Below are 26,777 nucleotides of genomic sequence, written 5' to 3' on the forward strand. Positions count from 1 at the left end.
AGTCTTCACGCGTCTTCGGTGCCGCCCTCACGCCCTGGAACCGGCCGGGCCGTCCGGGGAGTCTCCTGCGGTGTGGTGAGCGTTCCGAACCAGGTTCCGCCGGGCGGCGCGCCCGGCGACGCGTCCGCGCACATGGTGGTGTGCGGCGACGACGGGCTGGCGCACCGGCTGGCGGCCGAGCTGCGCGGGGTCTACGGCGAGCAGGTCACGCTCGTCGTCCCGTCCTCCGGGCGCCGGGTGCGCCAGCCGGTGGTGGGCCGGGCCCGCGCGGCCTCGGCGGCGCTGCTGGACCGCTTCAACGCGGCCGTCAACCGGACGGGCAATGGCGACACGGGAGGGCCCGGGCGGGAACTGGAGGCCGCCGAGGCGACCGAGGACGTGCTCGCCGAGGCCGGCGTGGACCGGGCCGCCGCGCTCGCCCTCGTCTACGACGACGACGAGACCAACATCCGCGCCGCCCTGACCGCCCGCCGGCTCAACCCGCGGCTGCGGCTGGTGCTGCGCCTGTACAACCGGCGGCTCGGCCAGCACATCGAGGCGCTCCTCGACCAGAGCGCCGCGCTCGCGGCCGGTGACGGGCGCACCACCGGGCCGGACGGCGCCGAGGCCTCCACGACCGTGCTCTCCGACGCCGACACGGCGGCGCCCGCCCTCGCGGCGACCGCGCTCGTCGGCACCAGCAAGGTCGTCCAGACGGACGGGCTGCTGCTGCGCGCGGTGGAACGGCAGCCGCCCCGCCCCGGCGAGGTCGCCGACCCTGGGCTGTGCACGCTGGCCCTGCTGTCCGCGACGAGCAACGACCCCGCCGGCGCGGACGGTTCGGAGGGCAGCGGCGAGCAGGGGCCGCAGCTGCTGCCCGACGCGGCGGCGGTCCGGGCGGCCACCGGCCGCGGCACCGTCGTCCTGGAGCAGGTGTCGTACTCGGGCCCGTCCCTGCCCGCCGGGCGGGCCGGGGTGCCGCCGTTCGCCTCGCTGTTCTCGCGGCGGCTGCGGTGGTCGCTGGCCGGCCTGGCGGCCTGCGTGGTCGCGCTCGCCGTGGCGCTCATGGTCGTCACCGGCGACCACCCCCTGCACGCGACGTACGTGACGCTGCTCGACCTGTTCGCCATCAACGAGCCCGCGCACAACGAGGACTCCGGACGCCAGGTGCTGCAACTGCTGTCCGGCTTCGTCGGGCTGCTGCTGCTGCCGGTGCTGCTGGCGGCCGTCCTGGAGGCCCTGGGGACCTTCCGCAGCGCCTCCTCGCTGCGCAAGCCGCCGCGCGGGCTCGGCGGGCACGTCGTCCTGCTCGGTCTCGGCAAGATCGGCACACGGGTGCTGACCCGGCTGCGGGAGATGGACATCCCCGTGGTGTGCGTCGAGGGCGACCCCGAGGCACGCGGCATGGCGACCGCGCGGCGGCTGCGGGTGCCGGTGGTGCTCGGGGACGTCACGCAGGAGGGCGTCCTGGAGGCGGCCAAGATCCACCGCGCGCACTCCCTGCTCGCGCTGACCAGCGTGGACACCACGAACCTGGAGGCGGTGCTGTACGGCCGGTCCGTACGGCCCGACCTGCGCGTGGTGCTGCGCCTGTACGACGACGACTTCGCGACCGCCGTGTACCGCACCCTGCGTTCCGCGCACCCCCGTGCCCTCACCCGGAGCCGCAGCGTGACGCACCTGTCCGCGCCCGCGTTCGCGGGGGCGATGGCGGGCCGCCAGATCCTGGGGGCGATCCCCGTCGAGCGGCGGGTGCTGCTGTTCGCGGCGGTGCGGGTGGCGGGACATCCGCAGCTGGAGGGCAGGACGGTCGGGGAGGCGTTCCGGGCGGGGGCGTGGCGGGTGCTGGCGCGGGAGGTCCCCGACGGGGGACGCGACGGCACGGGCGCCGGCACGGGTGCCGGCGCCGGCCCGGAAGAGGGCCGGGGGGCGCGGCTGGTGTGGGAGCTGCCCGACGCGTACGTCCTGCGGGGCGAGGACCGGGTGGTGCTGGCGGCGACGCGACGGGGACTGGCCGAGCTGCTGGGGCGGCGGGCGCGGCAGGGGGCGGGGTCGTAGGGGCGCCGCCCCCTGCGACCCCGCCGGGGAACTACCCCCGCGGCAGGTGCCTCGCCGCGAAGTCCAGTTCCAGACGGACCTGCTTGATGCGCTCGTCGACCACCAGGGAGCCGTGGCCCGCGTCGTAGCGGTAGACCTCGTGGACCGCGCCCCTCGCCTCCAGGCGCTCGACGTAGTTCTCGATCTGGCGGATCGGGCAGCGCGGGTCGTTGACCCCCGCCGAGATGTACACCGGGGCCTCGACCCGGTCGACGTAGGTCAGGGGCGAGGAGGCCTCGAAGCGGTCGGGGACCTCCTCGGGGGTGCCGCCGAGCAGCGTCCGGTCGAGGGCCTTCAGCGCCTCCATCTCGTCGTGGTACGCGGTGACGTAGTCGGCGACCGGGACGGCGGCGATGCCGAGGGCCCACGCCCCGGGCTGGGTGCCGAGGCCGAGGAGGGTGAGGTAACCGCCCCAGGAGCCGCCGGTGAGGACCAGGCGGGCCGGGTCGGCGAGCCCGGAGGCGACCGCCCACTCGCGCACCGCCGCGATGTCCTCCAGCTCGATGAGACCGACCCGGTGCTTGAGGGCGTCGGTCCAGGCCCGGCCGTATCCGGTGGAGCCCCGGTAGTTGACGCGGACCACCGCGTACCCGTGGTCGACCCAGGCGGCCGGGCCCGCGGCGAAGGAGTCGCTGTCGTGCCAGGTCGGCCCGCCGTGGATGTCGAAGACGGTGGGGAGCGGCCCGGCCGCGCCCGCCGGCTTCTGGACCAGGGCGTGGATGCGGCCTCCCGGGCCCTCCACCCACACGTCCTCCACCGGGACCGAGCGGGGCGCCTTCATGCCGGGCGGGTCGAGGACGACCCGGCCGCTGGTGGAACGGACGGCCGACGGCTCGGCGGCCGAGGACCACAGGTACTCCACGGTGCCGTCGGGGCGGGCCGTCGCCCCGGAGACCGTGCCCGCGGGCGTCCCGATCTCCACCAGCTCGCGCGTGGCGAAGTCGTAGCGGAACAGTTCGCTGCGGGCCTCGAAGCCGTGCACGATCAGCAGGCCGCTGCCGTCCGGGTACCACTCGGCGCTCACGTCGCCGGGCAGTTCCAGGGCGAGGTCCGTCTGCTCGCCCGTCGCCACGTCCCACACCAGGGGCTCCCAGCGGCCCCGGCGCTGGTGCCCGATGAGCAGCCGGGTGTCGCCGTCGACGGGGGCGAAGCCCAGCACCTCCAGGCCCAGCTCCTTCTCGCCGCCCTCGGTGTCGTCGAGCTCGGCGACCGTCGTGCCGTCGTGGCGCAGGACGCGCAGCGCCGAGTGCATCGCGTCGCCGTGCTCGGTGTGCTCGATCGCGATCAGCGTGCCGTCGTGGGAGAGGTCGCCGACGCCCGCCGACTCGCGGTGGCGGTAGATCTCCACCGGGGCGCCGCCCGCGTGCGCCAGGTGGACCGTCGTGCCGTCCTCGTCGGTCGAGCGGCCGATCACCGCCGTCCGCCCGTCCCGGCCGAGGGCGAGGCCCGCCGGGTAGGAGGGGTCGAGGCCCGGCACCGCGAGCTCGTCCTCGCCGCCCGCGAAGGGCTGGCGGCGCCAGACGCCGAACTCGTCGCCGTCCTTGTCGTCGAACCACCAGATCCACGCGCCGTCCGGGGAGAGCACACCGTCCGTCGTGCCGTTGGGCCGGTCCGTGACCTGCCGCTGCTCACCGGTCGAGCGGTCCCAGGCGTACAGCTCGTACGTCCCCGTCGCGTTCGACACGAACAGGGAGCGGTCCGGCGCGTCCTCGGCCCAGTCGGGCAGCGAGACCCGCGGTGCCCGGAACCGCTTCTCCCAGTCCGGCATCCCCTCGTCCCGTCCCCGCACGCCGTCCCGTACGCCCCGCGTGTCCTGCTGATCCGGTGACACGGACCCGTTGCTCTCAGTCATGGCCCCATACTGCCCCGCCGCGCCGGCAAAGCGCGGGTCAGCTCCCCGGCCCGTGGACGACTCCTCCCCCCCCCGTCCACGGCCCCGCGGGCCGGTCACCGGCGCGCGCCCCGTACCGTGGAGGGCGTGTACCGGTTTCTGCTGACCCCCCGCTGGTGGGGAATCAACGTCTTCGTCGTGCTCGCCATCCCCTTCTGCATCTTCATGGGGTCGTGGCAGCTGGGCCGGTTCGAGGACCGGGTGCAGGACCACAACAGCGCGACCACCCAGGCGGAGTCGGCCCGGCGCGAGCCGGCCCGCCCGCTGGCCGAGCTGCTGCCCGTCGACAAGGCCACGGTCGGCAGGCAGACCACCGCGAGCGGCCGGTACGGCGAGCAGCTGCTCGTGCCGGACCGGAAGCTCGACGACCGGCGGGGTTACTACGTCCTCACGCTGCTGCGCACCGACACCGGCCGGGCGCTGCCCGTCGTACGGGGCTGGCTGCCCGGCGATCCCGACCCGGCGAAGGCCCCGGCCCCGCCCGCCGGCGAGGTCACCGTCACCGGCGCGCTCCAGGCCTCCGAGACGCCCGGCGACAACGGCGTCAGCTCCCGCTCCGGGTGGCCGGAGGGCCAGACCGGCGCCATCGGCGCGGCGACGCTGGTGAACCTCGTGCCGTACGACGTGTACGACGCGTGGGTCACGCTCAACCAGGGCGACTCCGGGATGCGGGCCGTGCCGGTGAGCGCGCCGCAGAACTCCGGCCTGGACCTGAAGGCCTTCCAGAACCTCGGCTACACCGCCGAGTGGTTCGCCTTCGTGGGCTTCGTCGTCTTCATGTGGTTCCGGCTGCTGCGCCGGGAGACGGAGCTCGCCCGGGACGCGGAACTGGGCCTGGCCCCGGACGGGGACGAGGGCGAGACCGCCGGCACCGGGCGGGAGGCCCGTCCCAGCCCGACCGGCGTCTGAGCCCGGACGGACCCGGCGCCGCCCGGGCGCCGGTCACGTCCCGGCCAGCGCGCCCGTCCAGTACACGGTCCCCGCGCACGCGTTGGCCACCGTGACCGCGGCCGGACCCGAACCCCCCTCGGGGGTGTACGACACCGTCACGCTCCCGTCGGCCGGGCCCTCCTCGGTGACCAGCTGCGTCGTGGTGCCGGTGTCGCCGCCCGCGGAGGTGCCGGGGGTGGCGGCCGGTTCCCCGGTGGGTGACGGATCGGACGTGGGATCGCCGGTGCCGCCCCCCGTGGTGTCGCCGCCGGTGGCCGGGCAGGTCTCGGAGGGCACCCACGCGAACCGCACCTCGTAGGAGGCACCGGACGCCAGCGTCAGCGCGGCGGACTCCAGCGACGGGTCGGGCAGCGCGGCCGCGGCGTCGCCCGCCGCGTGCCGTGCCGTGCCGATCCTGGCCGGGTCCGCCGCGCCCTGCGGGGTGGCGGTCACGCTGCCGGGACCGGTGACGGTGCAGCTGTCCGAGGAGACGTTGGTGACGCGGAAGGAGCCGTAGACGGCACCCGCGGAGTCGGGGGCGGCGCTGCTCGCGACGGCCGGGCCGAGTTGCTGCGCCATGCACGGCGGGAGGTCGGCGGGGCTGCTGGCGGAGGGCCCGGCGCCGGCGGCCGACCCCGTGGCGGAGCCGGTCTCCTCGTCCTTCGGCTGCTGCGTCGGTCCGGACGTCTCCTCGTCCTCGGTCCGCCCGGAGGAGCCGGTGGCACCGCTCTGGCCGCCGGCCGGGGCCTCGCCCTGGCCGGTGCCGCCCTGCGCCTGCGAGGCGTTGCCGGCCACGGACGGGTCGACGCCGGGTCCGGTGGCGCCGGTCACGTGGACGAGGGCGGGGACCGCGGTGCCGATGAACAGGACGGCGGCGGCCATGCCGACGGCCGCCTGGCGTTTGCGGGCCCGCCGGGCCGGCACCGCCCGGCGGAGGTGGTCCAGGGTGCCGTCGCCCGGCTCCACGTCCCGCACGGCGCTGTGCAGCATCCTGCGCAGCGCCAGTTCGTCGGGGGAGAGCCCGGCCGGCTCCTGGGTGCCGGGGCCCTTGTCGGCGGGGCCGTGGTTCACAGTTCCGTTCCCAGCGTGCGTCTGCTTCGGCTCTTGCCCGGTCGGCTCGGCCGGCCCGTGACCCCCGTGGGTGTCACGCCGTGCCTCGTTGCCGTCGCTCATGCCGGCGCCTCCATGGCCACCCTGAGCGCCGCGATGCCGCGCGACCCGTACGCCTTCACCGAGCCCAGCGATATGCCGAGCGTCTCGGCGACCTGCGCCTCGGTCATGTCGGCGAAGTAGCGCAGGACCAGGACCTCGCGCTGACGGCGCTGCAGTCCCTTCATCGCCTTGATCAGGGAGTCGCGCTCCAGCTGGTCGTAGGCGCCCTCCTCCGCGCTCGCCATGTCCGGCATGGGCTTCGAGAGCAGCTTGAGACCGAGGATGCGGCGGCGCAGTGCCGAGCGCGAGAGGTTGACGACGGTCTGCCGCAGGTAGGCCAGCGTCTTCTCGGGGTCGCGCACGCGTTTGCGCGCCGAGTGGACGCGGATGAAGGCCTCCTGGACGACGTCCTCGCAGGAGGCGGTGTCGTCGAGGAGGAGGGCGGCGAGGCCGAGCAGCGACCGGTAGTGGGCGCGGTAGGTCTCGGTGAGGTGGTCGACGGTGGTGCCCGCCGCCACGACGTCCTCGGCGCCGTCACGCTGGTTCGGTATGCGGGCCGGCCGCGCTGCGGGCATCGGCGCGATCACCGGCATGCCACCGGCCGCGCCGGCCGCACGGGGACGGACCGGCCGGACGGGCGCCCGCACGGCGGGGCCACGCGCTGCGGTGAATTCGAGTACCTCTGCCACGCCAGTTGGACACGCCCGCCCCCAAGAGGGTTGTACGTGCCGGGCGTCACGTTCCCGCGTCTGCCGGGCAGGCATCCTGCTGACGGTGCGTCATAGGCCCTCATCGTCCCGCTCTTCCCCTATGTCCCATGCGAACGGGCGTCTCCACGCCCGCTCTCGGCGCCCCCGCGCCGATCCACGCGCCCCGCGCCCCGAGTGGGTGACCGCAAAGACGCTCCCCGCCCTTCGCACGGTTGCGGAGGGCGGGGAGCAAATCCTCTGATGCCCTGGGTGCCGGGTACAAGTGGCCCGGACCGACTTCCCGATCACATCTCGTTCACAGATCATACGAACGAAGCCCGCGGCGGCCCGATCTCCCGCCCCGCCGCACCCCGTTCAGCCGAGCTCGGCCGCCACCAGCTCCGCGATCTGCGCGGTGTTCAGCGCGGCGCCCTTGCGCAGGTTGTCCCCGCACACGAAGAGTTCGAGCGCCGTCGGGTCGTCCAGGGCCCGCCGCACCCGGCCGACCCAGGTCGGGTCGGTGCCGACCACGTCGGCGGGGGTGGGGAACTCGCCGGCGGCCGGGTCGTCGAAGAGGACGACGCCGGGCGCGGTGGCCAGGATCTCCCGCGCCCCGTCGACGGTGACCTCGCCCTCGAAGCGGGCGTGCACGGTCAGGGAGTGCGTGGTGACCACGGGGACCCGTACGCACGTCACCGCCACGGGCAGCCGCGGCAGTCCGAGGATCTTGCGGGACTCGTCCCGCACCTTCATCTCCTCCGACGACCAGCCGTCCTCGCGCAGCGATCCGGCCCACGGCACGACGTTCAGCGCGACCGGCTCCGGGAAGGGCCCGGTGTCGTCGCCGACGGCCCGCCGCACGTCGCCGGGGTGGGTCCCCAGCTCGGTGCCGGCCACCAGCGACAGCTGCCGGCGCAGGGTGTCCACACCGTCCCGTCCGGCCCCGCTCACCGCCTGGTACGAGGAGACGACCAGTTCGCGCAGCCCGAACTCGGCGTGCAGCGCGCCCAGCGCCACGATCATGGACAGTGTCGTGCAGTTGGGGTTGGCGACGATGCCGCGCGGACGCATCCGGACGGCGTGCGGATTGACCTCGGGCACCACGAGCGGCACGTCCGGGTCCATCCGGAACGCGCCCGAGTTGTCGACCACCACCACGCCTTTGGCGGCGGCGACGGGCGCCCACTGCGCGGAGACCTCGTCGGGTACGTCGAACATGGCGACGTCGACCCCGTCGAAGGCCTCCTCGGTGAGCGCCACCACCTCGACCTCCTCGCCGCGCACGGACAGCTTGCGGCCGGCCGAGCGGGGCGAGGCGACCAGACGGATGTCACCCCAGATGTCCGCGTGCTGGGACAGGATCTGGAGCATCACCGAACCGACGGCGCCGGTCGCTCCGACGACGGCCAGGGCCGGCCGTCCGGTGCGCCCGGCGCCCGGGAAGTCGGACATCAGCGCCCGGTGCCCCCGTAGACGACGGCCTCGTCGCTGTCGGAGTCCAGCCCGAAGGCGGTGTGCACGGCGCGCACGGCCTCGTTCACGTCGTCCCTGCGGGTGACGACCGAGATGCGGATCTCGGAGGTCGAGATCAGCTCGATGTTCACGCCGGCGTCGGACAGCGCGGTGAAGAAGTCGGCGGTGACTCCGGGGTTGGTCTTCATCCCGGCGCCCACCAGCGAGATCTTCCCGATCTGGTCGTCGTAGCGCAGCGAGTCGAAGCCGATGCCGGAGCGGTTCTTCTCCAGCGCGTCGATCGCCTTGCGGCCCTCGGACTTCGGCAGGGTGAAGGAGATGTCCGTCAGGCCCGTGGAGGCGGCGGACACGTTCTGCACGACCATGTCGATGTTGACCTGGGCGTCGGCGATCGCCCGGAAGATCGCGGCGGCCTCACCCGGCTTGTCCGGCACGCCGACGACCGTGATCTTGGCCTCCGAGGTGTCGTGCGCGACTCCGGAGATGAGGGCCTGCTCCACCTGCTTTTCCCCTTGCTTGATCGGCTCGCTGCTGACCCACGTGCCCTGCAGTCCGCTGAAGCTGGACCGCACGTGGATCGGGATGTCGTACCGGCGGGCGTACTCCACGCAGCGGTGGAGGAGCACCTTGGAGCCGGAGGCCGCGAGTTCCAGCATGTCCTCGAAGGAGATCCAGTCGATCTTCTTCGCCTTCTTCACCACGCGCGGGTCGGCGGTGAACACGCCGTCGACGTCGGTGTAGATCTCGCAGACGTCCGCGTCGAGCGCGGCGGCGAGGGCGACGGCCGTGGTGTCGGAACCGCCGCGGCCCAGCGTGGTGATGTCCTTGCTGTCCTGGCTGACGCCCTGGAAGCCGGCCACGATGGCGATGTTGCCCTCGTCCACCGAGGTGCGGATGCGGCCCGGCGTCACGTCGATGATCCGGGCCTTGTTGTGGACCGAGTCGGTGATGACACCTGCCTGGCTTCCGGTGAACGACTGCGCCTCGTGGCCCAGGTTCTTGATCGCCATGGCCAGCAGGGCCATGGAGATACGCTCTCCGGCGGTCAGCAGCATGTCGAGCTCGCGCCCGGCAGGCATCGGGGAGACCTGCTCGGCGAGATCGATCAGCTCGTCCGTCGTGTCGCCCATCGCGGAAACGACGGCGACCACCTGGTTGCCGTTCTGCTTCGCTTCCACGATCCGCTTGGCGACGCGCTTGATGCCCTCGGCATCGGCTACGGAGGAGCCTCCGTACTTCTGCACGACAAGGCCCACGTGCGCTCCTCGCTCAATCCGTCATTTTTCCGCACGTACGTACCTGTACTGCGGTCGGCTCATTCTATCGAGCGTCCGAAATTCCCCCCTGCGGTATCGCATGGTGAGACTTCGTGCCCGTCCAGGCAGGCTCATGCCCAGGAGGGCGCGGGCCACTCGGGAAAGTGCGGTGAGTCACACGTTCACAAGCGGGGCGGCCCGGTCCGCGGGGCCCCCGGAGCCCCGGCGAGCACGGCGTCCCGCTCCCCGTGCGGGAGCGGCGCCCGGCACCGTCACCTGACCTGGCGCAGGCCCAGCGGGCCCGCGATCTCCTCGACCATGACCCGGCCCGCCTCCCGCTCCAGGGCGTCGTCGCCGGGGTCCTGGTCGGTGTCGAGGCCGTCCAGCTCCTCCAGGGGCTGGTTCAGGCGGACGTGGGCGACGACCGACTGGAGGGCGCGCAGCGTCGCCGACGCCGTGGAACCCCAGTTGGAGAAGTAGGAGAACTGCCACCACCACAGCGCCTCCGTGGTGCGGCCCGCCTTGTAGTGGGCCATGCCGTGGCGCAGGTCGGTGATGACGTCGGTGAGGTCGTCCGAGATGCGGGCCGGGACCGAGGCCCTGCGCGGCTCGTAGGGGTCGAAGACCTCGGAGTAGACGTCGATCGGCTCCAGGAGGCGGGCGAGGTTCTCGCGGAGCTCGTCCACGTCCAGCTCGGGGCCCAGGTCGGGCTCGTAGCGCTCGTCGGGGACGATGTCCTCGTGGGCGCCCAGGCGGCCGCCGGCCAGCATGAGCTGGGAGACCTCCAGGAGGAGGAAGGGGACCGCCGAGTCCGGTTCGTCGCCCTTGGCGACCTCGGTGACGGCGACCAGGAAGCTCTCGATCTGGTCCGCGATCTGGACCGCGAAGTCGTCGGGGTTCTGGTCGGTCGCGTGCAGCGTGGCGTCAGACATCTAGGAGTCGTCTCCCCTCGAAGGCGCGGCCGAGGGTCACCTCGTCCGCGTATTCCAGGTCGCCGCCCACCGGGAGGCCGCTGGCCAGGCGGGTGACCTTGAGGCCCATGGGCTTGATCATCCGGGCGAGGTAGGTGGCCGTGGCCTCGCCCTCCAGATTCGGGTCCGTGGCCAGGATCAGTTCCGTGACCGTGCCGTCGGCCAGGCGGGCGAGCAGTTCACGGATGCGCAGATCGTCGGGGCCGACTCCGTCGATCGGGCTGATCGCGCCGCCGAGCACGTGGTACCGGCCGCGGAACTCGCGGGTGCGCTCGATGGCGACGACGTCCTTCGGTTCCTCCACCACGCAGATGACGGAAGGATCGCGGCGGGCGTCACGGCAGATGGCGCACTGCTCCTCCTGCGCGACGTTGCCGCAGGTGGCGCAGAAGCGGACCTTGGCCTTCACTTCCATGAGGGCCTGGGCGAGACGCCGTACGTCGGTCGGTTCCGCCTGGAGGATGTGGAAGGCGATCCGCTGCGCGCTCTTGGGGCCGACGCCGGGCAGCCGCCCGAGTTCGTCGATGAGGTCCTGGACCACGCCTTCGTACAACGGACTGCCGTCCTTCCTGAGGTTCCTGCACTACGTACGGTAGAGGGCTTCGGCCCGTCTTAGAAAGGCAGACCGGGGATGCCGCCGCCCAGGCCCTGGGCGAGCGGGCCCAGCTTCTGCTGCTGGAGGCTCTGCGCGTTCTCGTTGGCCGCCTGGACGGCGGCGACGATCAGGTCGGCGAGGGTCTCGGTGTCCTCCGGGTCCACCGCCTTCGGGTCGATCGTGAGGCCGCGCAGCTCGCCGGAGCCAGTGACGGTGGCCTTCACCAGACCGCCGCCCGCCTGTCCGTCGACCTCCGTCCGCGCCAGCTCCTCCTGCGCCTTCGCGAGGTCCTGCTGCATCTTCTGGGCCTGCTGGAGCAGCTGCTGCATGTTGGGCTGGCCACCACCGGGGATCACGTTCAGCTCCTTGTCGCCGCTGTCACCGCGCTGTCGCGGCGGGTTTTTCCCGTTCGGCACGAGCCTACGTGGTCCGGGCGGCCCTTGCCCCAGCACTCTTTCGGGTGATGCGGCTGCGCGCCCTATACCTGATCAAGGCCCCCTTCCGGGCGGAAAAGAGGCCGAAACGGGGTCTTCGCCACCCATTGGGCGGTAGGAAGGGTCCGGCGCGTCAGCCTCGGGTGTCACACGAGCGCCGCGAGGTCTTCACGGACGGTGATCAGTAGGGAGTGCCGGGTGGGTCAGCCGGAGATGCAGCCCGAGGAGCTGCCGCAGGACGGGCCGCGCGGCGAGGGGGCGGCCGGACGCGCTCCGGGCGATCTGACCGGACGGGCGCTTCCGCTCGGCGACTGGGCGCTGCCCGCCGAGCGGCTGGAGGAGCTGTACCGGTGGGTGGAGCGGGGCGCGCTGGAGACGGCGGCCTGGTACCTCGCGGACCGGGTGGGGAAGCGGCGGGGGGCGCGGCTGCTGCGGGGCGGGGCCGCGGGAGGCGTGCTCGCCGGGGCGGTGCTGCCGCTGCTGGACATGACGGGCGTCGCGGGCGGGGCCGCGCCCTGGGGGTACCTCGCGCTGCTGCTCGGGGTGGCGTGCGTGGCGGCGGACCGGTACTTCGGGGTGACCTCCGGGTGGATGCGGGACGTGGCGACGGCGCAGGCGGTGCAGCGGCGGCTGCAGGCGCTGCAGTTCGACTGGGCGTCGGAGAGCGTCCGGGAGGTGCTGGGCCCGGCCGACGGGACGGCGAGCGAGGCGGCCGAGCGGTGCCTGGGGGTGCTGCGGCGGTTCTCGGAGGACGTGACGGAGCTGGTGCGGGTGGAGACGGCGGACTGGATGGTGGGGTTCCGGTCCGGGGCGGCGCCGCTCGGTCTGCAGTCGGCGGGGTTCGGCGGGGGGCGGTCCGAGGCGGGGGCGGGGGCGGTGGGGCGGTTCTCGGTGCCGGCGAACGGGGCCCGGCCGAACATGCCCCGGCAGCGGCCGCCGGACCCGAGGTGAGCGGCGGGCGGTGAGGGGGTCGCGTGGGCCGGCGCCGGGGCTGGAGCACGGGTGGGACGCGCGGGCCCGGCGCCGGCGGGGCGCCTCCCCGGAGGGGTCCCCCAGCGCCCGCCCTCCCCGCGCTCGGCTTCTCCCCCGCGCTCGGCTTCTCCCCCGCGCTCGGTTCCGCTCGCGCGCGGGGGCTCCTATGAGCGGGGAGGCCCCCCTCGCCCCTGGGGTGCCTCCCCGGCCGTTCGGGCACCGGGGGGCACGACTGCCGCCCGCGGCTGCGTCCCCGGTCGCGGCGGCTCATCGGCGGGTGTAGTTCAGGGCCTCGCCGGTCGTGGTGTTGGTGCGGGTGAGGGTGCCGTCGGGAAGGAGGGTGACCTCGGTGGGTTCTCCCGGGGTGCAGGAGGAGGCCGGGCCCGTCGTCACCGTGGAGGGGCCGAAGCGCAGGGGGCCGTCGGTGTCCGGGGCGGCGGTCAGGTCGGCCTCGAAGACGCAGTGGTAGGTGCCGTTGCCGGCGGGGCCGTCGGCGACCAGGGACAGCACCGTGTCGCCGACCTCGCCCTGCTGGATGGTGAGCTGCCGGGTGTGCACGCCGGAGGCGTTGTCGATGGTCGTGGCCCACGTGCCCAGGTACCCGGACGGGATCGTGCCCTCCGGTGACGTCGGGCTCTGCGGGGTGCTCGCCCCGGACGTCGGGCTCTGTCCGGCCGTGTCGGTGCCCGGGGTCTCGGGTGCGCCGGCGGTCGGGGCGGCCGTGGGGTCGCCGCCGGCCCCCTCGCCGTCCTTGCCGCCGCTCATCAGCGCGTAGACCGAGCCGCCGGCGCCGAGCGCGACGACCAGCGCGACGACGACCAGCAGCGCCGTGGAGCGCCCCCGGCGGGCCGGCTCCTGCGGCGGCCCGTAGTAGGGCGGCGGAGGGCCGTACGGCGGGGTGGAGCCGGGTGGCGGCCCGTAGGTCGGGGCCGGGCCGGGTCCGCCGTAGGGGTGGTGCGGCGGCGTCCCCTGCCCTCCGGGCGGCCGGCCCCAGGCGTCCGGTGCCGGGGCGTAGCCGTGCACGGGCGGCCGGGAGGGCTGTCGCGGGTGCGCGGGCGGGGGCGCCGGGGTGCCCTGTCCGCCCGCGACCAGGGTGGGGAGGTGGTTCACCGGGGCACTGCCCGGCCGGCGCGGGGGCGGCGGGCCCGCGGCGGCGGGCGGTTCCGGGGCCGCGTCCGGAGCGGCGGGTGCCGGCGCGGCCGCGGGTCCCGGGACGCCGGGGCCGGGCTCGGCGGGGCCGGGCTCGGCGGGTCCCGCGGCACCCGCAGGACCCGGCGCCGGCGCGGCCGGTGCCCCCGGGTCCTGCGGGTTCTCCGTGTCCAGCAGCCGCACCGCGTGCCGGCCGAGCTGGGCCACCAGCGCGCCGGGGAGCCAGGGGTCCCTGGAGCGGCCCTCCGCGACGGTGTCCTGCGCGCCCGTGCGCTCCAGCACCTCGGTGAGGGAGGGGCGGTCCGCCGGGTCCTTCTCCAGGCAGTCGCGGACCAGGTCGGCGATGCCCTCGGGCACGCCCTCCAGGTCGGGTTCCTCCTGCGCGATGCGGAACATCAGCGCGTGCACGCCGCTGTTGGCCGTGCCGAAGGGCAGTTCGCCCGTGGCGGCGTAGGCGAGGACCGAGCCGAGGCAGAAGACGTCGCAGGCGGGTGTGATCCGGTCGCCGCGCACCTGCTCGGGCGCCATGAAGCCGGGCGAGCCGACGAGCGCGCCGGTGCGGGTGAGTCCGCCGTCGGTCACCGTCTCCAGGGCCCGCGCGATGCCGAAGTCGATGACGCGGGGGCCGTCGATGGTGACGAGGACGTTGGACGGCTTGAGGTCGCGGTGCACGATCCCGGCGGCGTGGATGTCCTGGAGGGCGTGCGCGAGTCCGGCCGCCAGGGTCCGCACCGAGCGCTCCGGGAGGGCCCCGTGGTCGTGCCCGACGACCTGCTGGAGGCTGGGCCCGGCGACGTACCCGGTGGCGACCCACGGCACGGCGGCCTCGGTGTCGGCGTCCAGCACGGGCGCCGTCCAGTACCCGCCGACCCGGCGCGCGGACTCGACCTCCTGGCGGAACCGCTGGCGGAACTCCTCCTGCGCGGCCAGTTCCTCGCGCACCAGCTTGACGGCGACGGTGCGTCCCCGGTCCGACCGGGCGAGGTAGACCTGTCCCATGCCGCCGGCGCCGAGCCGCCCCAGCAGGCGGTAGGCCCCGATGCTCTGCGGATCCCCGTCCCCGAGCTTGTGCATGTTGCGCCGCCTTCCCCCACGTGAGCAACATCCCGAGGATAGTGCGGCGCGCACGTCCGGTGACCCTGCGTCGTCTACGGTTCCGTAACAGGCGGGCCCTCGAGTTCGCCCAGCGCCCTGGACAGGCGTTCGACGGCCTCGACCGCCGCCGCCAGTTCCGCCTCCCCCCCGCACGCCTCGGCCAGCCGGTCCGCGAGGGCCGCGTGCCCCGGGCCGATGCGGGAGACGGCCGCGCGGCCGGCGTCGGTGGGCGCCAGGAGCTTGGCGCGGCGGTGGGCCGGGTTGGGCCGGTACTCGGCGAGGCCGCGCTCCACCAGCAGGTCGGCGATGCGCTGCACGCTCTGCCGGGTGATGCCCATCGCCCGCGCGACGCCGGAGACCGGCAGCGGCTCGCGCAGCACCGCGCCGAGCACCTGCCACCGGGCGGCGGAGAGGCCGGCGGGGCGGGCCAGCTCCTCGGCGACCGCGAGGAACTGGCCGTTGAGCCGGAAGACGCCGAGGGCGCCCCGGCTGAGCAGGTCCTGCCGCTCCCGGCTCACGCGGCGCCCGCCTCCTCCAGCACGGCGTACGCGGCCGGGTCGGAGTCGTGGAACAGCCGGTACCAGGCGTCGAGCACCTCGCCCTCGTACACGCCGAGCAGGCCGAGGATCTCGCGGGCGAAGGCGACCGGTTCGGTGGGGCCCGCGGTGACCAGGCCGCCGTCGGTGACCGCGTCGGCCTCCACGTACCGCTCGCCGCCCGCGTAGCCGGTCGCGGCCAGGTGGAAGGGGACGGCGCCGGTGTGGGCGCGGTCGTCGAGCAGGCCCTCGCGGGCGAGCCCGGCGGTGGCGCCGCAGACGGCGGCGACGGGCACGCCGGCGTCCAGGAAGGCGCGGGCGGCGCGGGCGAAGGGGGCCAGGTCGTCGGAGGTGTCCCACAGGCCGGCGCCCGGGAGGATCAGCAGGGAGCTGTCCTCGGGGCGCAGGCCGTCCAGGGCCAGGTCGGGCAGGACGCGCAGGCCGCCGGCGCTCGTGACCGGGGCGGTGGTCGGGGCGACGGTGCGGATGCCGTACCCGGCGCGGGCGAGGTGGGCCGTCGCGTGGCCGGTCTCCCAGTCGGCCAGGGTGTCGTACACGGCGAGGTGGACGGGCTTGCGGGTGCCGTTCGCGGTGCCGTTCATGACTCCTCCTCGGAGCGCGGTGGCTTATGACAGAAGGCTGTCACTTCGACAGGATGCTGTCAATTCTCCTCCCGGTCCCCACCGCGTCGACAACCTGTCGTGGAAAGCCCCCGACCACATACAGGACGCCGATTCCGCTTCCGCATCGCGGACATCTACCCTCGGCCGCATGACCCCTCAGCCCAACCCCCAGGCCGGCGCCGCCGTGAAGGCCGCGGACCGCGCGCACGTCTTCCACTCCTGGTCCGCGCAGGAGCTCATCGACCCGCTCGCCGTCGCGGGCGCCGAAGGGTCGTACTTCTGGGACTACGACGGCAAGCGCTACCTCGACCTCACCAGCGGACTCGTCTACACCAACATCGGCTACCAGCACCCCAAGGTCGTCGCCGCGATCCAGGAGCAGGCCGCGAGGATGACGACGTTCGCGCCCGCGTTCGCCGTCGAGGCGCGCTCGGAGGCGGCGCGGCTGATCGCCGAGCGGACGCCCGGCGACCTGGACAAGATCTTCTTCACCAACGGCGGCGCGGACGCCGTCGAGCACGCCGTGCGCATGGCGCGGCTGCACACCGGGCGGCCGAAGGTGCTGTCGGCGTACCGCTCGTACCACGGCGGCACCCAGCAGGCGGTCAACGTCACCGGCGACCCCCGCCGCTGGGCCTCGGACAGCGGCACGGCCGGAGTCGTGCGCTTCTGGGCCCCCTTCCTGTACCGCTCGCGCTTCTACGCCGAGACCGAGGAGCAGGAGTGCGCGCGGGCGCTGGAGCACCTGGAGTCGACGATCGTCTTCGAGGGGCCGGCGACGGTCGCGGCGGTCGTCCTGGAGACGGTCCCGGGCACGGCGGGGATCATGACGCCGCCGCCCGGTTACCTGGCCGGGGTCCGCGAGATCTGCGACAAGTACGGCATCGTCTTCGTCCTCGACGAGGTCATGGCCGGGTTCGGGCGGACCGGCACCTGGTTCGCGGCCGACCTGTACGACGTCGTGCCCGACCTGATGACCTTCGCCAAGGGCGTGAACTCGGGTTACGTCCCGCTGGGCGGCGTCGCGATCTCCGCGAGGATCGCCGAGACGTTCGCCGAGCGCCCCTACCCCGGCGGGCTGACGTACTCCGGGCACCCGCTGGCCTGCGCCGCCGCCGTCGCCACGATCGGCGTGATGGCCGAGGAGGGGATCGTCGAGCACGCGGCCCGGCTCGGCGCCGAGGTCGTCGGGCCCGCGCTGCGGGAGCTGGCCGAGCGCCACCCGAGCGTCGGCGAGGTGCGCGGCGTCGGCATGTTCTGGGCGCTGGAGCTGGTGAGGAACCGGGAGACCCGGGAGCCGCTGGTGCCGTACAACGCCACCGGACGGGACAACACCCCGATGGCCGCCTTCGCCGCCGCCGCCAAGGCCCACGGCGTGTGGCCGTTCGTGAACATGAACCGGACCCACGTGGTGCCGCCGTGCAACGTCTCCGAGGCCGAGCTGAAGGAGGGGCTGGCGGCGCTGGACACGGCGCTGTCCGTGGCGGACGAGTACACGGAGTAGACCCGCCGGGCGACCGGCCCCGGGGCGCCCCGGGCGCGTAAGGTGACGTGCTCGTACACACCGGCCAGGTGCGTACGAGCACACCGCCCGCACCCGACGAGGAGGACGCCCGACCATGCCCGGCCCCAGTGGCGCCGTGACGCGCAGCACCCTGCGGCGCCAGATCGCCGACGCGCTCCGCGACGAGGTGCTGGCCGGACGGCTCCGGCCCGGGCAGGAGTTCACCGTCAAGGAGATCGCCGACCAGTACGGGGTGTCCGCGACGCCCGTGCGCGAGGCGCTGGTCGACCTGACCGCGCAGGGACTCCTCGACAGCGACCACCACCGCGGCTTCCGCGTGCACGAGTACTCCGTCGACGACTTCCGCGACATGGTCGAGGCCCGCGGCCTGGTCACCGACGGGATGTTCGTCGCCCTCGCCGACGCCCGCCGGGCCGGGCGGCTCCCCGACGGCCAGCGGCTCACCGCCGCCCTGTCGGGGGTGCGGCGGCGCGGCGAGGAGGCCCAGCGCGCCGCCGCGGCCGGTGACCTGACCGTCCTCATCGGCTACGACCTGCGCTACTGGCGGGAGCTGGCCGTCCTGTTCGGCAACCCCCACCTCTCCGACTTCCTGCACCGGCTGCGCGTGCGGAGCTGGGTGTGCACGGTGCAGCACCTGCGCCGGCTCAGCGACCTGCGCGGCGCCCTGTGGTCCGGGCACACCGAACTGGTCGACGCCCTCGCCCGCCGCGACGTCCGCGCCGCCCGCGCGCTCGTCGACGCCTACAACGCCCACTCCCTCGCCCTCATCGAACGGCTCACCGGGGAGTGAGCGCGGGGCGCGCGGCGGACGGGGACCGGCGAGGACGGGCGTCCGGCGTGTCGTGGCCCGGCCCCAGATGGGTATGGGACCTGCACGCACCGCGCACCGACTACGCTTCCTTGACCACCGTGCTGCGTGAGGAGCCCTCTTTTGGCCTGTGACCTGTGGCTGGTACCGCTCGTCGACATCCTGTGCCACACACCGGACAACCCGTTCGCCGAGGAACTCGCGCAATACGACAAGGTGCTCGCCGAGGCCGGACTGCCGCCGGTGCCCGTGTACCAGTACATGCCGGGCCTGTCCGGCGAGGTCGCCCCGGTCGCCGGTTTCGACTACGACGCGCTGCACTTCCTGCGCCGGGCGTACCTGCTCCAGGTGTGCGGGCTGCCGGTGACGCCGGTGGACGAACTCGGCGGTGACTACGAGCAGTTGCTGGAGATGTTCGAGACGACGGCCCAGCAGTCGCACCTGGTCTGGCACTACGACCACGCGGGCGCCTACGTCCCGGTCGACTTCCCGCACCCGCTGTCCAGCGACGAACTCCTGGAGAACGGCGGCCCCCTGGGCTCCTCGCACACCCTCCTGCGGGAACTGGAGGCCGTCGCCCCGGCCCTCGGCATCGATCCGGCCAACCCACCGGCGGCGCCGCAGGCGCCACTCGCCCCGACGGAGCTGGAGGAGCCTGCCGCGGCGGCGCCGTACGACCCCAGCCCCTTCGCCCGTGAGCGCCACGTGTGGCTGGGGCTGCACGCGGCGGCCACGCGGAGCCTGGCCCAGGGGTCGATGATCGTCTTCAGCTGACCGGCGCCGGACTGCCGGCCGGGCCGGGAGAGCCCCTTCGCCGGGTCGTCGCGGTTCGTGACCGGGCACATCCGGACCTCGGCGTTCGTCTCGGTGAGGAACGGCTCGCCGAGCGGCGGCGTCCGGACGCCGTCCCGCATGTCGAAGAACGGCGGGGCCGTCCGCCGTTCTTCGGGGGTCCCGGAGCAGGCGGCTTCCGGCTCGATCCTGCCGGGGGGCCTCGTTCATCACGTCCGGCGTCCTGCCGCTGCGGATGAGCTCGTCGGTCCCCTCCGCGTCCGGGGCCGCCTCGAGCGGCGCGCGCATCGCACGCGCCTTCTGCCGCCGAAGCGCCGCGTACGGCCTCGGCCCATGTCCGGTACGGGGCGTGCGCCCCGTACCGGGGGACGCGGCGGGGCTTCAGCGGATCAGGCGGATCCCCGGCGGCCAGAGCACTCCGTCGGCCAGCAGCAGCGCCGGTCCCAGGTGCACGGGGCACACCGTCAGCGGCGCCCGGCGGTAGCGGGCGACCTCGAAACGGGCCGGGTCGCCGCAGTCCCCCGGGGCGCCCTCGGCGCCGTACGGGCCCCGGCAGGCGGCGGCCCGGTCGCGGTCGGTCATGCCTGCGATCCCACACCGCGCCGCGGGCCGCCGCCCGGCCGGGAGGGCCGAACGGCGGCCGGGAGGACCCGGTGGGCCTACAGGAACGAGTTGATCTCGATCGTCTCGTCCCGGCCCGGGCCCACGCCGATCGCGGAGATCGGGGCGCCGGACATCTCCTCCAGGGCCTTCACGTACGCCTGCGCGTTCTTCGGCAGCTCGGCGAAGGTCTTCGCCTTGCTGATGTCCTCGCTCCAGCCCGGCAGCATCTCGTAGACCGGCTTCGCGTGGTGGAAGTCGGACTGCGAGTACGGCAGCTCCTCGACGCGCTTGCCGTCGATCTCGTACGCCACGCAGACCGGGATCTGCTCCCAGCCGGTGAGGACGTCGAGCTTGGTGAGGAAGAAGTCGGTCAGGCCGTTCACGCGGGTGGCGTAGCGGGCGATGACCGCGTCGAACCAGCCGCAGCGGCGGTCGCGGCCGGTCGTCACGCCCCGCTCGCCGCCGATGCGGCGCAGGGCCTCGCCGTCCTCGTCGAACAGCTCGGTCGGGAACGGGCCGGCGCCGACGCGGGTCGTGTACGCCTTGAGGATGCCGATGACGCGGCTGATCTTCGTCGGGCCCACGCCGGCGCCGGTGCAGGCGCCGCCCGCGGTCGGGTTCGACGAGGTCACGAAGGGGTACGTGCCGTGGTCGATGTCGAGCAGCGTGCCCTGGCCGCCCTCGAAGAGGACCACCTTGTCCTGCTCCAGGGCCTGGTTGAGGACCAGGACCGTGTCGGCGACGTACGGGCGGAGCTTCTCGGCGTAGCCCAGCAGCTCCCCGACCACCTGGTCGACGGCGATCGCGCGCCGGTTGTAGAGCTTGGTGAGCATCTGGTTCTTGACGTCGAGCGCCGCCTCGACCTTCTGGGTGAGGATCGACTCGTCGTACAGGTCCTGGACGCGGATGCCGACGCGGTTGATCTTGTCGGCGTAGGTCGGGCCGATGCCGCGGCCGGTGGTGCCGATCTTGCGCTTGCCGAGGAAGCGTTCCGTCACCTTGTCGACGGTCACGTTGTACGGCGTGATGATGTGCGCGTTACCGCTGATCAGGAGCTTGGACGTGTCGACGCCTCGCTCGTTCAGCCCATTCAGCTCGGAGAACAGGACCGACGGGTCGACGACGACGCCGTTGCCGATGACCGGCGTGCAGCCGGGGGACAGGATCCCGGAAGGGAGCAGGTGGAGGGCGTACTTCTGGTCGCCCACGACTACCGTGTGGCCGGCGTTGTTGCCGCCCTGGTAGCGCACCACATAGTCGACGGAACCACCGAGCAGGTCCGTCGCCTTTCCCTTGCCTTCGTCACCCCACTGAGCACCGAGCAGCACAAGTGCGGGCACGCGCGTACACCCCTTCCGGGCGGGGCATGTCCATGGTCGAGGGCGTACGCGGAGGTCTCCGCCGCGTGCACCGCGACCGTCGTTGGCCGCCAACCGTCGGACCGGATGCCCCGGAATAGACGAAGCCCCTGGCGCAATAGCGCAAGGGGCTCTTGCACAAAGATGCTACCCGAGGAAGCGAGGCATGGCCGAGGTGGCGACTTCCGCGAGATCGTCCGCGAGATCATCCGCGACATCCGATCAGCTTCTGGTGGTCGTCGATCCGGTCGCCCGCCGGACGGACGGCGAGTCCGTCCGGATCGCGAAGGACGTGCTCCGCGCGGGTGCGGCGCACATGAAGGTGTGCCTGCCGGAGGACGCCGAGGAGTTCGCGCGGGCGCTGCGGCGGCGGGGTTCGCGGCGCCCCGTCGTGATCGGCGACGACCGTGCGCTGCTGCGGGCCGTCGCGCTGCTGCACCGGCAGCGGGAGCTGGCGGGGTGCGTGCTGTCGGCGGTGCCGGTGGGGCCGGTGCTCGGTCTCGCCCGGTCGCTCGGGCTGCCGACGGGCGCGGTGGCGGCGGCGCGGGCGGTGCTGGACGGGGCGGTACGGCGGCTGGACCTGCTCGTCGACGACAGCGACGGGGTGGTGCTGGGCGAGGTGGGCATCCCGCCGGTCACGGCGCGCGAGGACGCGGACGCCGGGTCCGGGGCCGGGGCGCACGCGGCGGCCCGGCCCTGGCTGCGGACCTGCCAGTCCCTGGTCCGGACGCTTGCTCCGGCCCGGCCGGCCCGGATCACCGCCGGTCCCGGCGCGTCCGGCCCGGCCCGGCTGCGGGTCGAGGTCGACGGGGTGACGCTGATAGACCTGGACCGGCCGGTCGACGCGGTGTCGGTCCTGCCGGGCTCCGGCGGGCTGGCCGAGGTGGAGGTGCGGCCGGTTCCGGCGGGCGCGGAGGCGCCGCCGTTGAGGGCGGCGGGGCGGACGGTGACCGTGTCGGGGGCGCACTACCGGTACCGGGCCGACGCGGTGGTGTCGGGACCGGTGCTGACCCGGACGTGGGAGGCCCGGGAGGGGGCGTGGGGGCTGACGCTGCCGGGGTGAGGCCCGGTCGCGGCCCGGTCTCCTAGGGGGTGTCGGCGCCGAAGACCTTCTCGCGGTGTTCGCGCCAGCGCTCCATCATGGCCGCGATCTCGCCGTCGACGAACTCGAAGAAGGCGAGCGTCTCGGCCATGCGGCGGCCCGCCGGGGTCGAGGCCCCCAGGCTCGCGACGCCCTCGCGCAGGGCGCCTTCCCACCGCTTGAGGACCGCCTCGCGGTTGGTCAGCGCCTCGTACCACTGGTTGCTGTGCACCCGGTACCGCTCCCGCCGGGAGCCGGGTTCCCGCTCCCGCGACACCATGTGCTGCTGGGCGAGGTACCGGACGGCCCCGGAGACGGCGGCCGGGCTGACCCGGAGCTGTCCGCCGAGTTCGGCGGAGGTCAGGGAGCCCGAGTCGGAGGCGAGCAGCGCGGCGAACACCCGGGCGGGCATGCGCTGCATCCCGGCCTCGACGAGCTGCGCGGCGAACCCCTCCACGAACCTCGACACCGCCTCGGGGTCGCGCCCCGGACCTCTCGCATCCGCTTCTCCCGTCATCGTCCGATCATCTCTCACAACCTTGACTATTTCTTAACTTCACAAACTTCTGAAAGAAGCGTACTTTCCGAACCATGACGAAGGCAATCAGCGTCTTTGGGCTCCACAAGTCGTTCGGCCGGACGCGCGCGCTCGCCGGCCTCGACCTGGACGTCGAGGCCGGCGAGGTCCACGGCTTCCTCGGCCCGAACGGCGCCGGCAAGTCCACCACCATCCGCGTCCTGCTCGGCCTGCTGCGCGCCGACTCGGGCGCCGCCCAGGTGCTCGGCCGCGATCCGTGGGCCGACGCCGTGGAGACGCACCGCCGGATCGCGTACGTGCCCGGCGACGTGACGCTGTGGCGCAACCTCTCCGGCGGCGAGGTCATCGACCTCTACGGGCGACTGCGTGGCGGCCTGGACACCCGGCGCCGGGCGGAACTGGTCGAGCGGTTCGAACTCGACCCGACCAAGAAGGGCCGCACCTACTCCAAGGGCAACCGGCAGAAGGTCGCGCTGGTCGCCGCCTTCGCCTCGGACGTGGACCTGCTGATCCTCGACGAGCCGACCAGCGGCCTCGACCCGCTGATGGAGGAGGTCTTCCGGCGCTGCGTGGCCGAGGAGCGGGAACGCGGCCGCACGGTCCTGCTCTCCTCCCACATCCTCGGCGAGGTCGAGGAGCTGTGCGACCGGGTCAGCATCGTCCGCAAGGGCCGCACGGTGGAGAGCGGCTCGCTCGCCGACCTGCGCCATCTGACCCGGACCAGCGTGACCGCCGAACTCGCCGGCGCCCCGGACGGGCTGGCCCGCCTGCCGGGCGTGCACGACCTCGACGTCCAGGGCCGCCGGGTGCGGCTCCAGGTCGACACCGACAAGCTGGACGCGGTGCTCCGGTCCCTGAGCGAGACCGGTGTGCGCTCGCTGACCTCGACGCCGCCGACGCTGGAGGAGCTGTTCCTGCGGCACTACCGGACCGAGGACGCCGGGGAGGTGGCGACGCGATGACCGCCGCCGCCCCCGCCACGACGGCCCGCGCGGTCCGGTCCGCCGGCTCGCGCCCCCTGGCCGGCACCGGCACGCTGCTGCGCTTCGCCCTGCGCCGCGACCGGGTGATGATCCCCGTCTGGGTCGCGGTGAACGCGCTCATGGTGCTGTCCATGCCGGGCACCCTCGAGGGCCTGTACGGCACCGCGGACGAACGCGCCGGCCTGGTGCGGCAGATGGAGACCAACTCCTCCCTGCGCGCCATGGTCGGTCCCGTCTTCGGCGACTCGCTCGGCGCGCTCACGGCCTGGCGCGTCGGCGTCTACGCCGCCGCCCTCGCGGCCGTCACGAGCCTGCTGGTCGTCGTCCGCCACACCCGCGACGAGGAGGAGAGCGGCCGGCAGGAACTGGTCGCGTCCGGCATGGTCGGCCGCCGTGCTCCGCTGACCGCGGCCCTGCTGACGGCGGCGGTCGCCGACGGCGCCCTGGCGGTGCTGGTGGCCGCCGGGCTGGCCGGACGGGGGGCGGCCGGGGCGGTGGCCCTCGGGCTCGGTGTCGCGGGCGTCGGGATGGTCTTCGCCACGACGGCGGCCATCGTGGCCCAGCTGACGGAGAGCGCGCGGCTGGCACGCGGGCTGACGGCGGGGGTCCTCGGGGCCGCGTTCGTCCTGCGCGCGGCGGGCGACTCGGCGACGGACGACGGTTCCTCCCCGCTGACCTGGCTGTCGCCGCTGGGCTGGCTGGAGAACGTGCGGGCTTTCGCCGCCGAGCGGTGGTGGGTGCTGCTGCTGCTCGCGGGCGCGACGGTGGCGCAGGGCACGCTGGCCTACGCGCTGGCCGGGCGCCGGGACCTCGGCATGAGCTTCCTGCCGACCCGCCCGGGACCGGCGGCGGGCCGGCTGGGCACCGCCGGCGCGCTGGCCTGGCGGCTGCAGCGGGGCGGCGTGCTCGGCTGGAGCATCGGCTTCCTCCTCGCCGGGGTCGTCTACGGCTCGATGACGGAGGGCGCGGCCGACCTGGTCGGGGACGACGAGCAGGCCCGCGCGATCATCGAGCGGATGGGCGGGCAGACCGGGCTGACGGACGCGTTCGTGTCGGCGATGGTCGGGATGCTCGGGCTGGTCGCCGCGCTGTTCGTGGTGGCGTCGGTGCTGCGGCTGGGCGGCGAGGAGACGTCCGGCAGGGCGGAGCCGGTGCTCGCGGGGGCCGTGGGGCGGCTGCGGTGGGCCGCCGGGCACCTGGTGATCGCCTTCGGCGGATCGGTCCTCGTCATGCTGCTCGCGGGGCTCGGTTTCGCCGCCGGGTACGGCAAGGACGCCGGGGCGGTCCTGGGCGCGTGTCTCGTGCAGGTGCCCGCGGTGTGGGTGATCGGCGGGGCGGCGGTGCTGCTGTACGGGGTGCTGCCGCGGGGGGCGGTGGCGGCGTGGGGGGTCGCCGGGGCGGTGCTGCTGCTGGGATGGGTGGGACCCGCGCTGGACGTGCCGCGGGGGGTGCTGGAGCTGTCGCCGTTCGGTCATCTGCCGAAGCTGCCGGGCGGGCGGATGGCGTGGGGGCCGGTGGGGGTGCTGCTGGGGCTCGCGGTGGTGCTCGTCGCCACGGGACTGGCCGGACTCCGGCGCCGGGATCTCACGGCGTGACGGTCGCGATCAGCCGGCGTGCTCCGTCGGTGAACGATGAACTCGGACCTGACGGTCCCGTCCTCACGCTCGGCGAACTCGGCGATCCGCTCGAGCATGTCTCCCGACGCCCGGGACGAAGCGCGCCCTGCCATGACCGTCGTGGTGCCTCCCTCCGCAGGCAGGCAGGCGGGCAGGCAGGCAGGCAGGCGGGCAGGCGGGCAGGCGGACAGGCAGGCGGACAGGCAGGCAGGCGGACAGGCAGGCAGACGGGCAGACGGACAGGCGGGCAGACGGGCAGGCACCGGCGTGGCGACTCGGTGGCGGTGTGAACCGGCGATCGCTCCGTGATCGGCCGAACGAGCGGTCAGCCCAGTTCCACGGCCAGCCCTTCCAGTCCCCGGATCACGAAGCCCGGCTTCCTCCTCGGCTCCTCGGTCGGGCGCAGGGCCGGGGCCTGCTCCAGCAGGGCGTTCATCGATGCCGCCAGCTCGATGCGGGCCAAGGGGGCGCCGATGCAGTAGTGGATGCCCGCGCTGAAGGAGATGTGGGGGTTGTCGCGGCGGGTGAGGTCCAGGCGGTCCGGGGCGGTGAAGACGGCCGGGTCGTGGTTGGCCGAGCCGAACAGCATCGCGATCTCCGCGCCGCGCGGGATCGTCGTCCCGTCGATCTCGATGTCGTCCAGCACCCAGCGTTCGAAGAGCTGGAGCGGGGTGTCGTAGCGCATCAGCTCCTCCACGGCGGAGGGGATCAGGGAGTGGTCCGCGCGCAGGGCGGCCAGCTGGTCCGGGTTGCGGAACAGGGCCAGCCAGCCGTTGACCGTCGCGTTGACCGTGGCCTCGTGGCCCGCGTTCAGGAGCAGGACGCAGGTCGAGATCATCTCCTGCTCGGTGAGGCGGTCGTCGTCCTCGTCGTGCGCCGCGATCAGACCGGAGACCAGGTCGTCGCCGGGCTCCGCGCGGCGGGCCGCGATCAGTGCGCGCAGGTAGTCGGAGAAGTCGAGCGACGCGCGGACCGCCTTCGCCGCCGTCTCCTCGGACGGGTTCAGCTCGTACATGCCGCAGATCTCCGCCGACCAGGGGCGCAGGGGCGCGCGGTCGGACTCCGGGATGCCCAGCATCTCGGCGATCACGGCGACCGGCAGCGGTTCTGCCACGTCCGTCAGCAGGTCGCCGCCGCCCGCCGCCACCAGCCGGGCCACCAGACCGTCGGCCAGTTCGCGCACGTAGGGCCGCAGCCGCTCCACCGTGCGCGGGGTGAACGCCTTCGACACCAGGCGACGGATCCGGGTGTGGTCCGGCGGCTCCAGGTCGAGCATGCCGTGGTCGTTGAGCGTGTGGAACGGCTCGTGCTCCGGCGGGGGCGGGGTGCGGCCGAAGTCCTCGTGGGTGAAGCGGTGCCGGTAGGTGCGGCCCAGGCGGCGGTCGCGCAGCAGAGCCGAGACGTCCGCGTGGTGCGGGACCAGCCACTGGTCGGTGGGCTCGTAGTAGTGCACGCGGCCCCGCTCGCGCAGCTCGGCGAAGGCGGGGTACGGGTCGGCCAGGAACGCCGGGTCCCACGGGTCGAAGACGAGGTCTGCGGGTGCGGCCATGAGCGGACGCTAGCCCGGCGGGCACGGCTCTGACCAGGGGGCCGGAATGGTTCGCTCCCCCTCACGACCACGCCCCTGCCGC

The 26,777-nt window shown here is 74.1% G+C and carries 24 protein-coding genes; 9 read left to right on the forward strand and 15 right to left on the reverse strand.

All coding sequences use genetic code 11. The features are described 5' to 3' along the window. Nucleotides 1–132: 132 nt before the first annotated feature. Nucleotides 133–2,037, forward strand: a complete 1,905-nt coding sequence (locus tag ACZ4V6_RS07495; protein ID WP_467824329.1) for an NAD-binding protein — start codon at nucleotides 133–135, stop codon at nucleotides 2,035–2,037. Between the two features lie 31 nt (nucleotides 2,038–2,068). Here the strand turns inward: ACZ4V6_RS07495 and ACZ4V6_RS07500 are convergent, their stop codons facing one another. Next, on the reverse strand, nucleotides 2,069–3,928 hold the full coding sequence (locus tag ACZ4V6_RS07500) for a S9 family peptidase (RefSeq protein ID WP_467823522.1): 1,860 nt from the start codon (nucleotides 3,926–3,928) through the stop codon (nucleotides 2,069–2,071). 126 nt (nucleotides 3,929–4,054) lie between these two features. Here ACZ4V6_RS07500 and ACZ4V6_RS07505 point away from each other — a divergent pair, with 126 nt between their 5' ends. Beyond that, the gene (locus tag ACZ4V6_RS07505) at nucleotides 4,055–4,876 is read left to right on the forward strand and encodes an SURF1 family protein (RefSeq protein ID WP_467823523.1); all 822 of its coding nucleotides are present in this window, start codon (nucleotides 4,055–4,057) and stop codon (nucleotides 4,874–4,876) included. A gap of 33 nt (nucleotides 4,877–4,909) precedes the next feature. Here ACZ4V6_RS07505 and ACZ4V6_RS07510 read toward each other — a convergent pair whose 3' ends face one another. From ACZ4V6_RS07510 to ACZ4V6_RS07540, 7 genes are all read right to left on the reverse strand, one after another. Further along, nucleotides 4,910–5,968, reverse strand: a complete 1,059-nt coding sequence (locus ACZ4V6_RS07510) for a hypothetical protein (protein WP_467823524.1) — start codon at nucleotides 5,966–5,968, stop codon at nucleotides 4,910–4,912. A 98-nt stretch (nucleotides 5,969–6,066) separates the two neighbouring features. Continuing rightward, nucleotides 6,067–6,642 carry a SigE family RNA polymerase sigma factor gene (locus tag ACZ4V6_RS07515; RefSeq protein WP_289938324.1) on the reverse strand — a complete coding sequence of 192 codons (576 nt, stop codon included), beginning with the start codon at nucleotides 6,640–6,642 and terminating at the stop codon, nucleotides 6,067–6,069. Between the two features lie 471 nt (nucleotides 6,643–7,113). Further along, complete coding sequence (locus ACZ4V6_RS07520) at nucleotides 7,114–8,190, reverse strand: aspartate-semialdehyde dehydrogenase (RefSeq protein WP_467823526.1); 1,077 nt, start codon at nucleotides 8,188–8,190, stop codon at nucleotides 7,114–7,116. Beyond that, nucleotides 8,190–9,467, reverse strand: coding sequence for an aspartate kinase (locus ACZ4V6_RS07525; RefSeq protein ID WP_467823527.1), 1,278 nt, complete (start codon nucleotides 9,465–9,467; stop codon nucleotides 8,190–8,192). The genes ACZ4V6_RS07520 and ACZ4V6_RS07525 overlap by 1 nt, the downstream gene beginning before the upstream one ends. Before the next feature lie 272 nt (nucleotides 9,468–9,739). Then, nucleotides 9,740–10,399 carry a DUF5063 domain-containing protein gene (locus tag ACZ4V6_RS07530; RefSeq protein WP_467823529.1) on the reverse strand — a complete coding sequence of 220 codons (660 nt, stop codon included), beginning with the start codon at nucleotides 10,397–10,399 and terminating at the stop codon, nucleotides 9,740–9,742. After that, the gene (gene recR / locus ACZ4V6_RS07535; RefSeq protein ID WP_352148671.1) at nucleotides 10,392–10,991 is read right to left on the reverse strand and encodes a recombination mediator RecR; all 600 of its coding nucleotides are present in this window, start codon (nucleotides 10,989–10,991) and stop codon (nucleotides 10,392–10,394) included. The genes ACZ4V6_RS07530 and recR overlap by 8 nt, the downstream gene beginning before the upstream one ends. Nucleotides 10,992–11,050: 59 nt before the next feature. After that, entirely contained in the window at nucleotides 11,051–11,389 is a 339-nt protein-coding gene (locus ACZ4V6_RS07540) for a YbaB/EbfC family nucleoid-associated protein (protein ID WP_467824331.1), read from the reverse strand. A gap of 276 nt (nucleotides 11,390–11,665) precedes the next feature. On the opposite strand from ACZ4V6_RS07540, the gene ACZ4V6_RS07545 reads away from it, so the two are divergent. Then, nucleotides 11,666–12,418, forward strand: a complete 753-nt coding sequence (locus ACZ4V6_RS07545) for an SLATT domain-containing protein (protein WP_467823530.1) — start codon at nucleotides 11,666–11,668, stop codon at nucleotides 12,416–12,418. Nucleotides 12,419–12,706: 288 nt separating this feature from the next. Here ACZ4V6_RS07545 and ACZ4V6_RS07550 read toward each other — a convergent pair whose 3' ends face one another. From ACZ4V6_RS07550 to ACZ4V6_RS07560, 3 genes are all read right to left on the reverse strand, one after another. Next, nucleotides 12,707–14,662: a serine/threonine-protein kinase gene (locus tag ACZ4V6_RS07550; protein WP_467823532.1), complete on the reverse strand. Its 1,956-nt coding sequence runs from the start codon at nucleotides 14,660–14,662 to the stop codon at nucleotides 12,707–12,709. Between the two features lie 74 nt (nucleotides 14,663–14,736). Further along, nucleotides 14,737–15,201: a MarR family winged helix-turn-helix transcriptional regulator gene (locus ACZ4V6_RS07555; protein ID WP_467823533.1), complete on the reverse strand. Its 465-nt coding sequence runs from the start codon at nucleotides 15,199–15,201 to the stop codon at nucleotides 14,737–14,739. Continuing rightward, nucleotides 15,198–15,821, reverse strand: coding sequence for a DJ-1/PfpI family protein (locus ACZ4V6_RS07560; RefSeq protein WP_467823535.1), 624 nt, complete (start codon nucleotides 15,819–15,821; stop codon nucleotides 15,198–15,200). The genes ACZ4V6_RS07555 and ACZ4V6_RS07560 overlap by 4 nt, the downstream gene beginning before the upstream one ends. A 169-nt stretch (nucleotides 15,822–15,990) precedes the next feature. Here ACZ4V6_RS07560 and ACZ4V6_RS07565 point away from each other — a divergent pair, with 169 nt between their 5' ends. The 3 genes from ACZ4V6_RS07565 to ACZ4V6_RS07575 all read left to right on the forward strand — a co-directional run bounded on the left by ACZ4V6_RS07565 (nucleotide 15,991) and on the right by ACZ4V6_RS07575 (nucleotide 18,949). After that, a complete protein-coding gene (locus ACZ4V6_RS07565) occupies nucleotides 15,991–17,346 on the forward strand; it encodes an aminotransferase class III-fold pyridoxal phosphate-dependent enzyme (protein WP_467823536.1) in 1,356 nt (451 codons plus the stop codon). Between the two features lie 115 nt (nucleotides 17,347–17,461). Then, nucleotides 17,462–18,157 (forward strand): GntR family transcriptional regulator, encoded by a 696-nt coding sequence (locus ACZ4V6_RS07570; protein WP_467823537.1) that lies wholly within the window; start codon nucleotides 17,462–17,464, stop codon nucleotides 18,155–18,157. A gap of 141 nt (nucleotides 18,158–18,298) precedes the next feature. Next, nucleotides 18,299–18,949, forward strand: a complete 651-nt coding sequence (locus tag ACZ4V6_RS07575) for a hypothetical protein (protein ID WP_467823539.1) — start codon at nucleotides 18,299–18,301, stop codon at nucleotides 18,947–18,949. Between the two features lie 399 nt (nucleotides 18,950–19,348). Here ACZ4V6_RS07575 and ACZ4V6_RS07580 read toward each other — a convergent pair whose 3' ends face one another. Together ACZ4V6_RS07580 and ACZ4V6_RS07585 are read right to left on the reverse strand one after the other, a co-directional pair. Continuing rightward, nucleotides 19,349–19,549, reverse strand: a complete 201-nt coding sequence (locus ACZ4V6_RS07580) for a hypothetical protein (protein ID WP_467823540.1) — start codon at nucleotides 19,547–19,549, stop codon at nucleotides 19,349–19,351. 77 nt (nucleotides 19,550–19,626) lie between these two features. After that, the gene (locus tag ACZ4V6_RS07585) at nucleotides 19,627–20,910 is read right to left on the reverse strand and encodes an adenylosuccinate synthase (protein ID WP_467823541.1); all 1,284 of its coding nucleotides are present in this window, start codon (nucleotides 20,908–20,910) and stop codon (nucleotides 19,627–19,629) included. Nucleotides 20,911–21,094: 184 nt separating this feature from the next. Between ACZ4V6_RS07585 and ACZ4V6_RS07590 the strand changes: the two genes are divergently transcribed. Next, nucleotides 21,095–21,991, forward strand: coding sequence for a diacylglycerol kinase family protein (locus ACZ4V6_RS07590; protein ID WP_467823543.1), 897 nt, complete (start codon nucleotides 21,095–21,097; stop codon nucleotides 21,989–21,991). 22 nt (nucleotides 21,992–22,013) lie between these two features. Here the strand turns inward: ACZ4V6_RS07590 and ACZ4V6_RS07595 are convergent, their stop codons facing one another. Then, nucleotides 22,014–22,526 carry a GbsR/MarR family transcriptional regulator gene (locus tag ACZ4V6_RS07595; RefSeq protein WP_467823546.1) on the reverse strand — a complete coding sequence of 171 codons (513 nt, stop codon included), beginning with the start codon at nucleotides 22,524–22,526 and terminating at the stop codon, nucleotides 22,014–22,016. Between the two features lie 74 nt (nucleotides 22,527–22,600). Between ACZ4V6_RS07595 and ACZ4V6_RS07600 the strand changes: the two genes are divergently transcribed. Beyond that, nucleotides 22,601–23,509 carry an ABC transporter ATP-binding protein gene (locus ACZ4V6_RS07600; RefSeq protein WP_467823549.1) on the forward strand — a complete coding sequence of 303 codons (909 nt, stop codon included), beginning with the start codon at nucleotides 22,601–22,603 and terminating at the stop codon, nucleotides 23,507–23,509. Further along, entirely contained in the window at nucleotides 23,506–25,125 is a 1,620-nt protein-coding gene (locus ACZ4V6_RS07605; protein WP_467823552.1) for an ABC transporter permease, read from the forward strand. The genes ACZ4V6_RS07600 and ACZ4V6_RS07605 overlap by 4 nt, the downstream gene beginning before the upstream one ends. A gap of 346 nt (nucleotides 25,126–25,471) precedes the next feature. Here the strand turns inward: ACZ4V6_RS07605 and ACZ4V6_RS07610 are convergent, their stop codons facing one another. Next, nucleotides 25,472–26,695, reverse strand: a complete 1,224-nt coding sequence (locus ACZ4V6_RS07610) for a cytochrome P450 (RefSeq protein WP_467823554.1) — start codon at nucleotides 26,693–26,695, stop codon at nucleotides 25,472–25,474. Nucleotides 26,696–26,777: the final 82 nt, after the last annotated feature.

It is taken from the genome of Streptomyces sp. NPDC029152 (assembly GCF_055564355.1).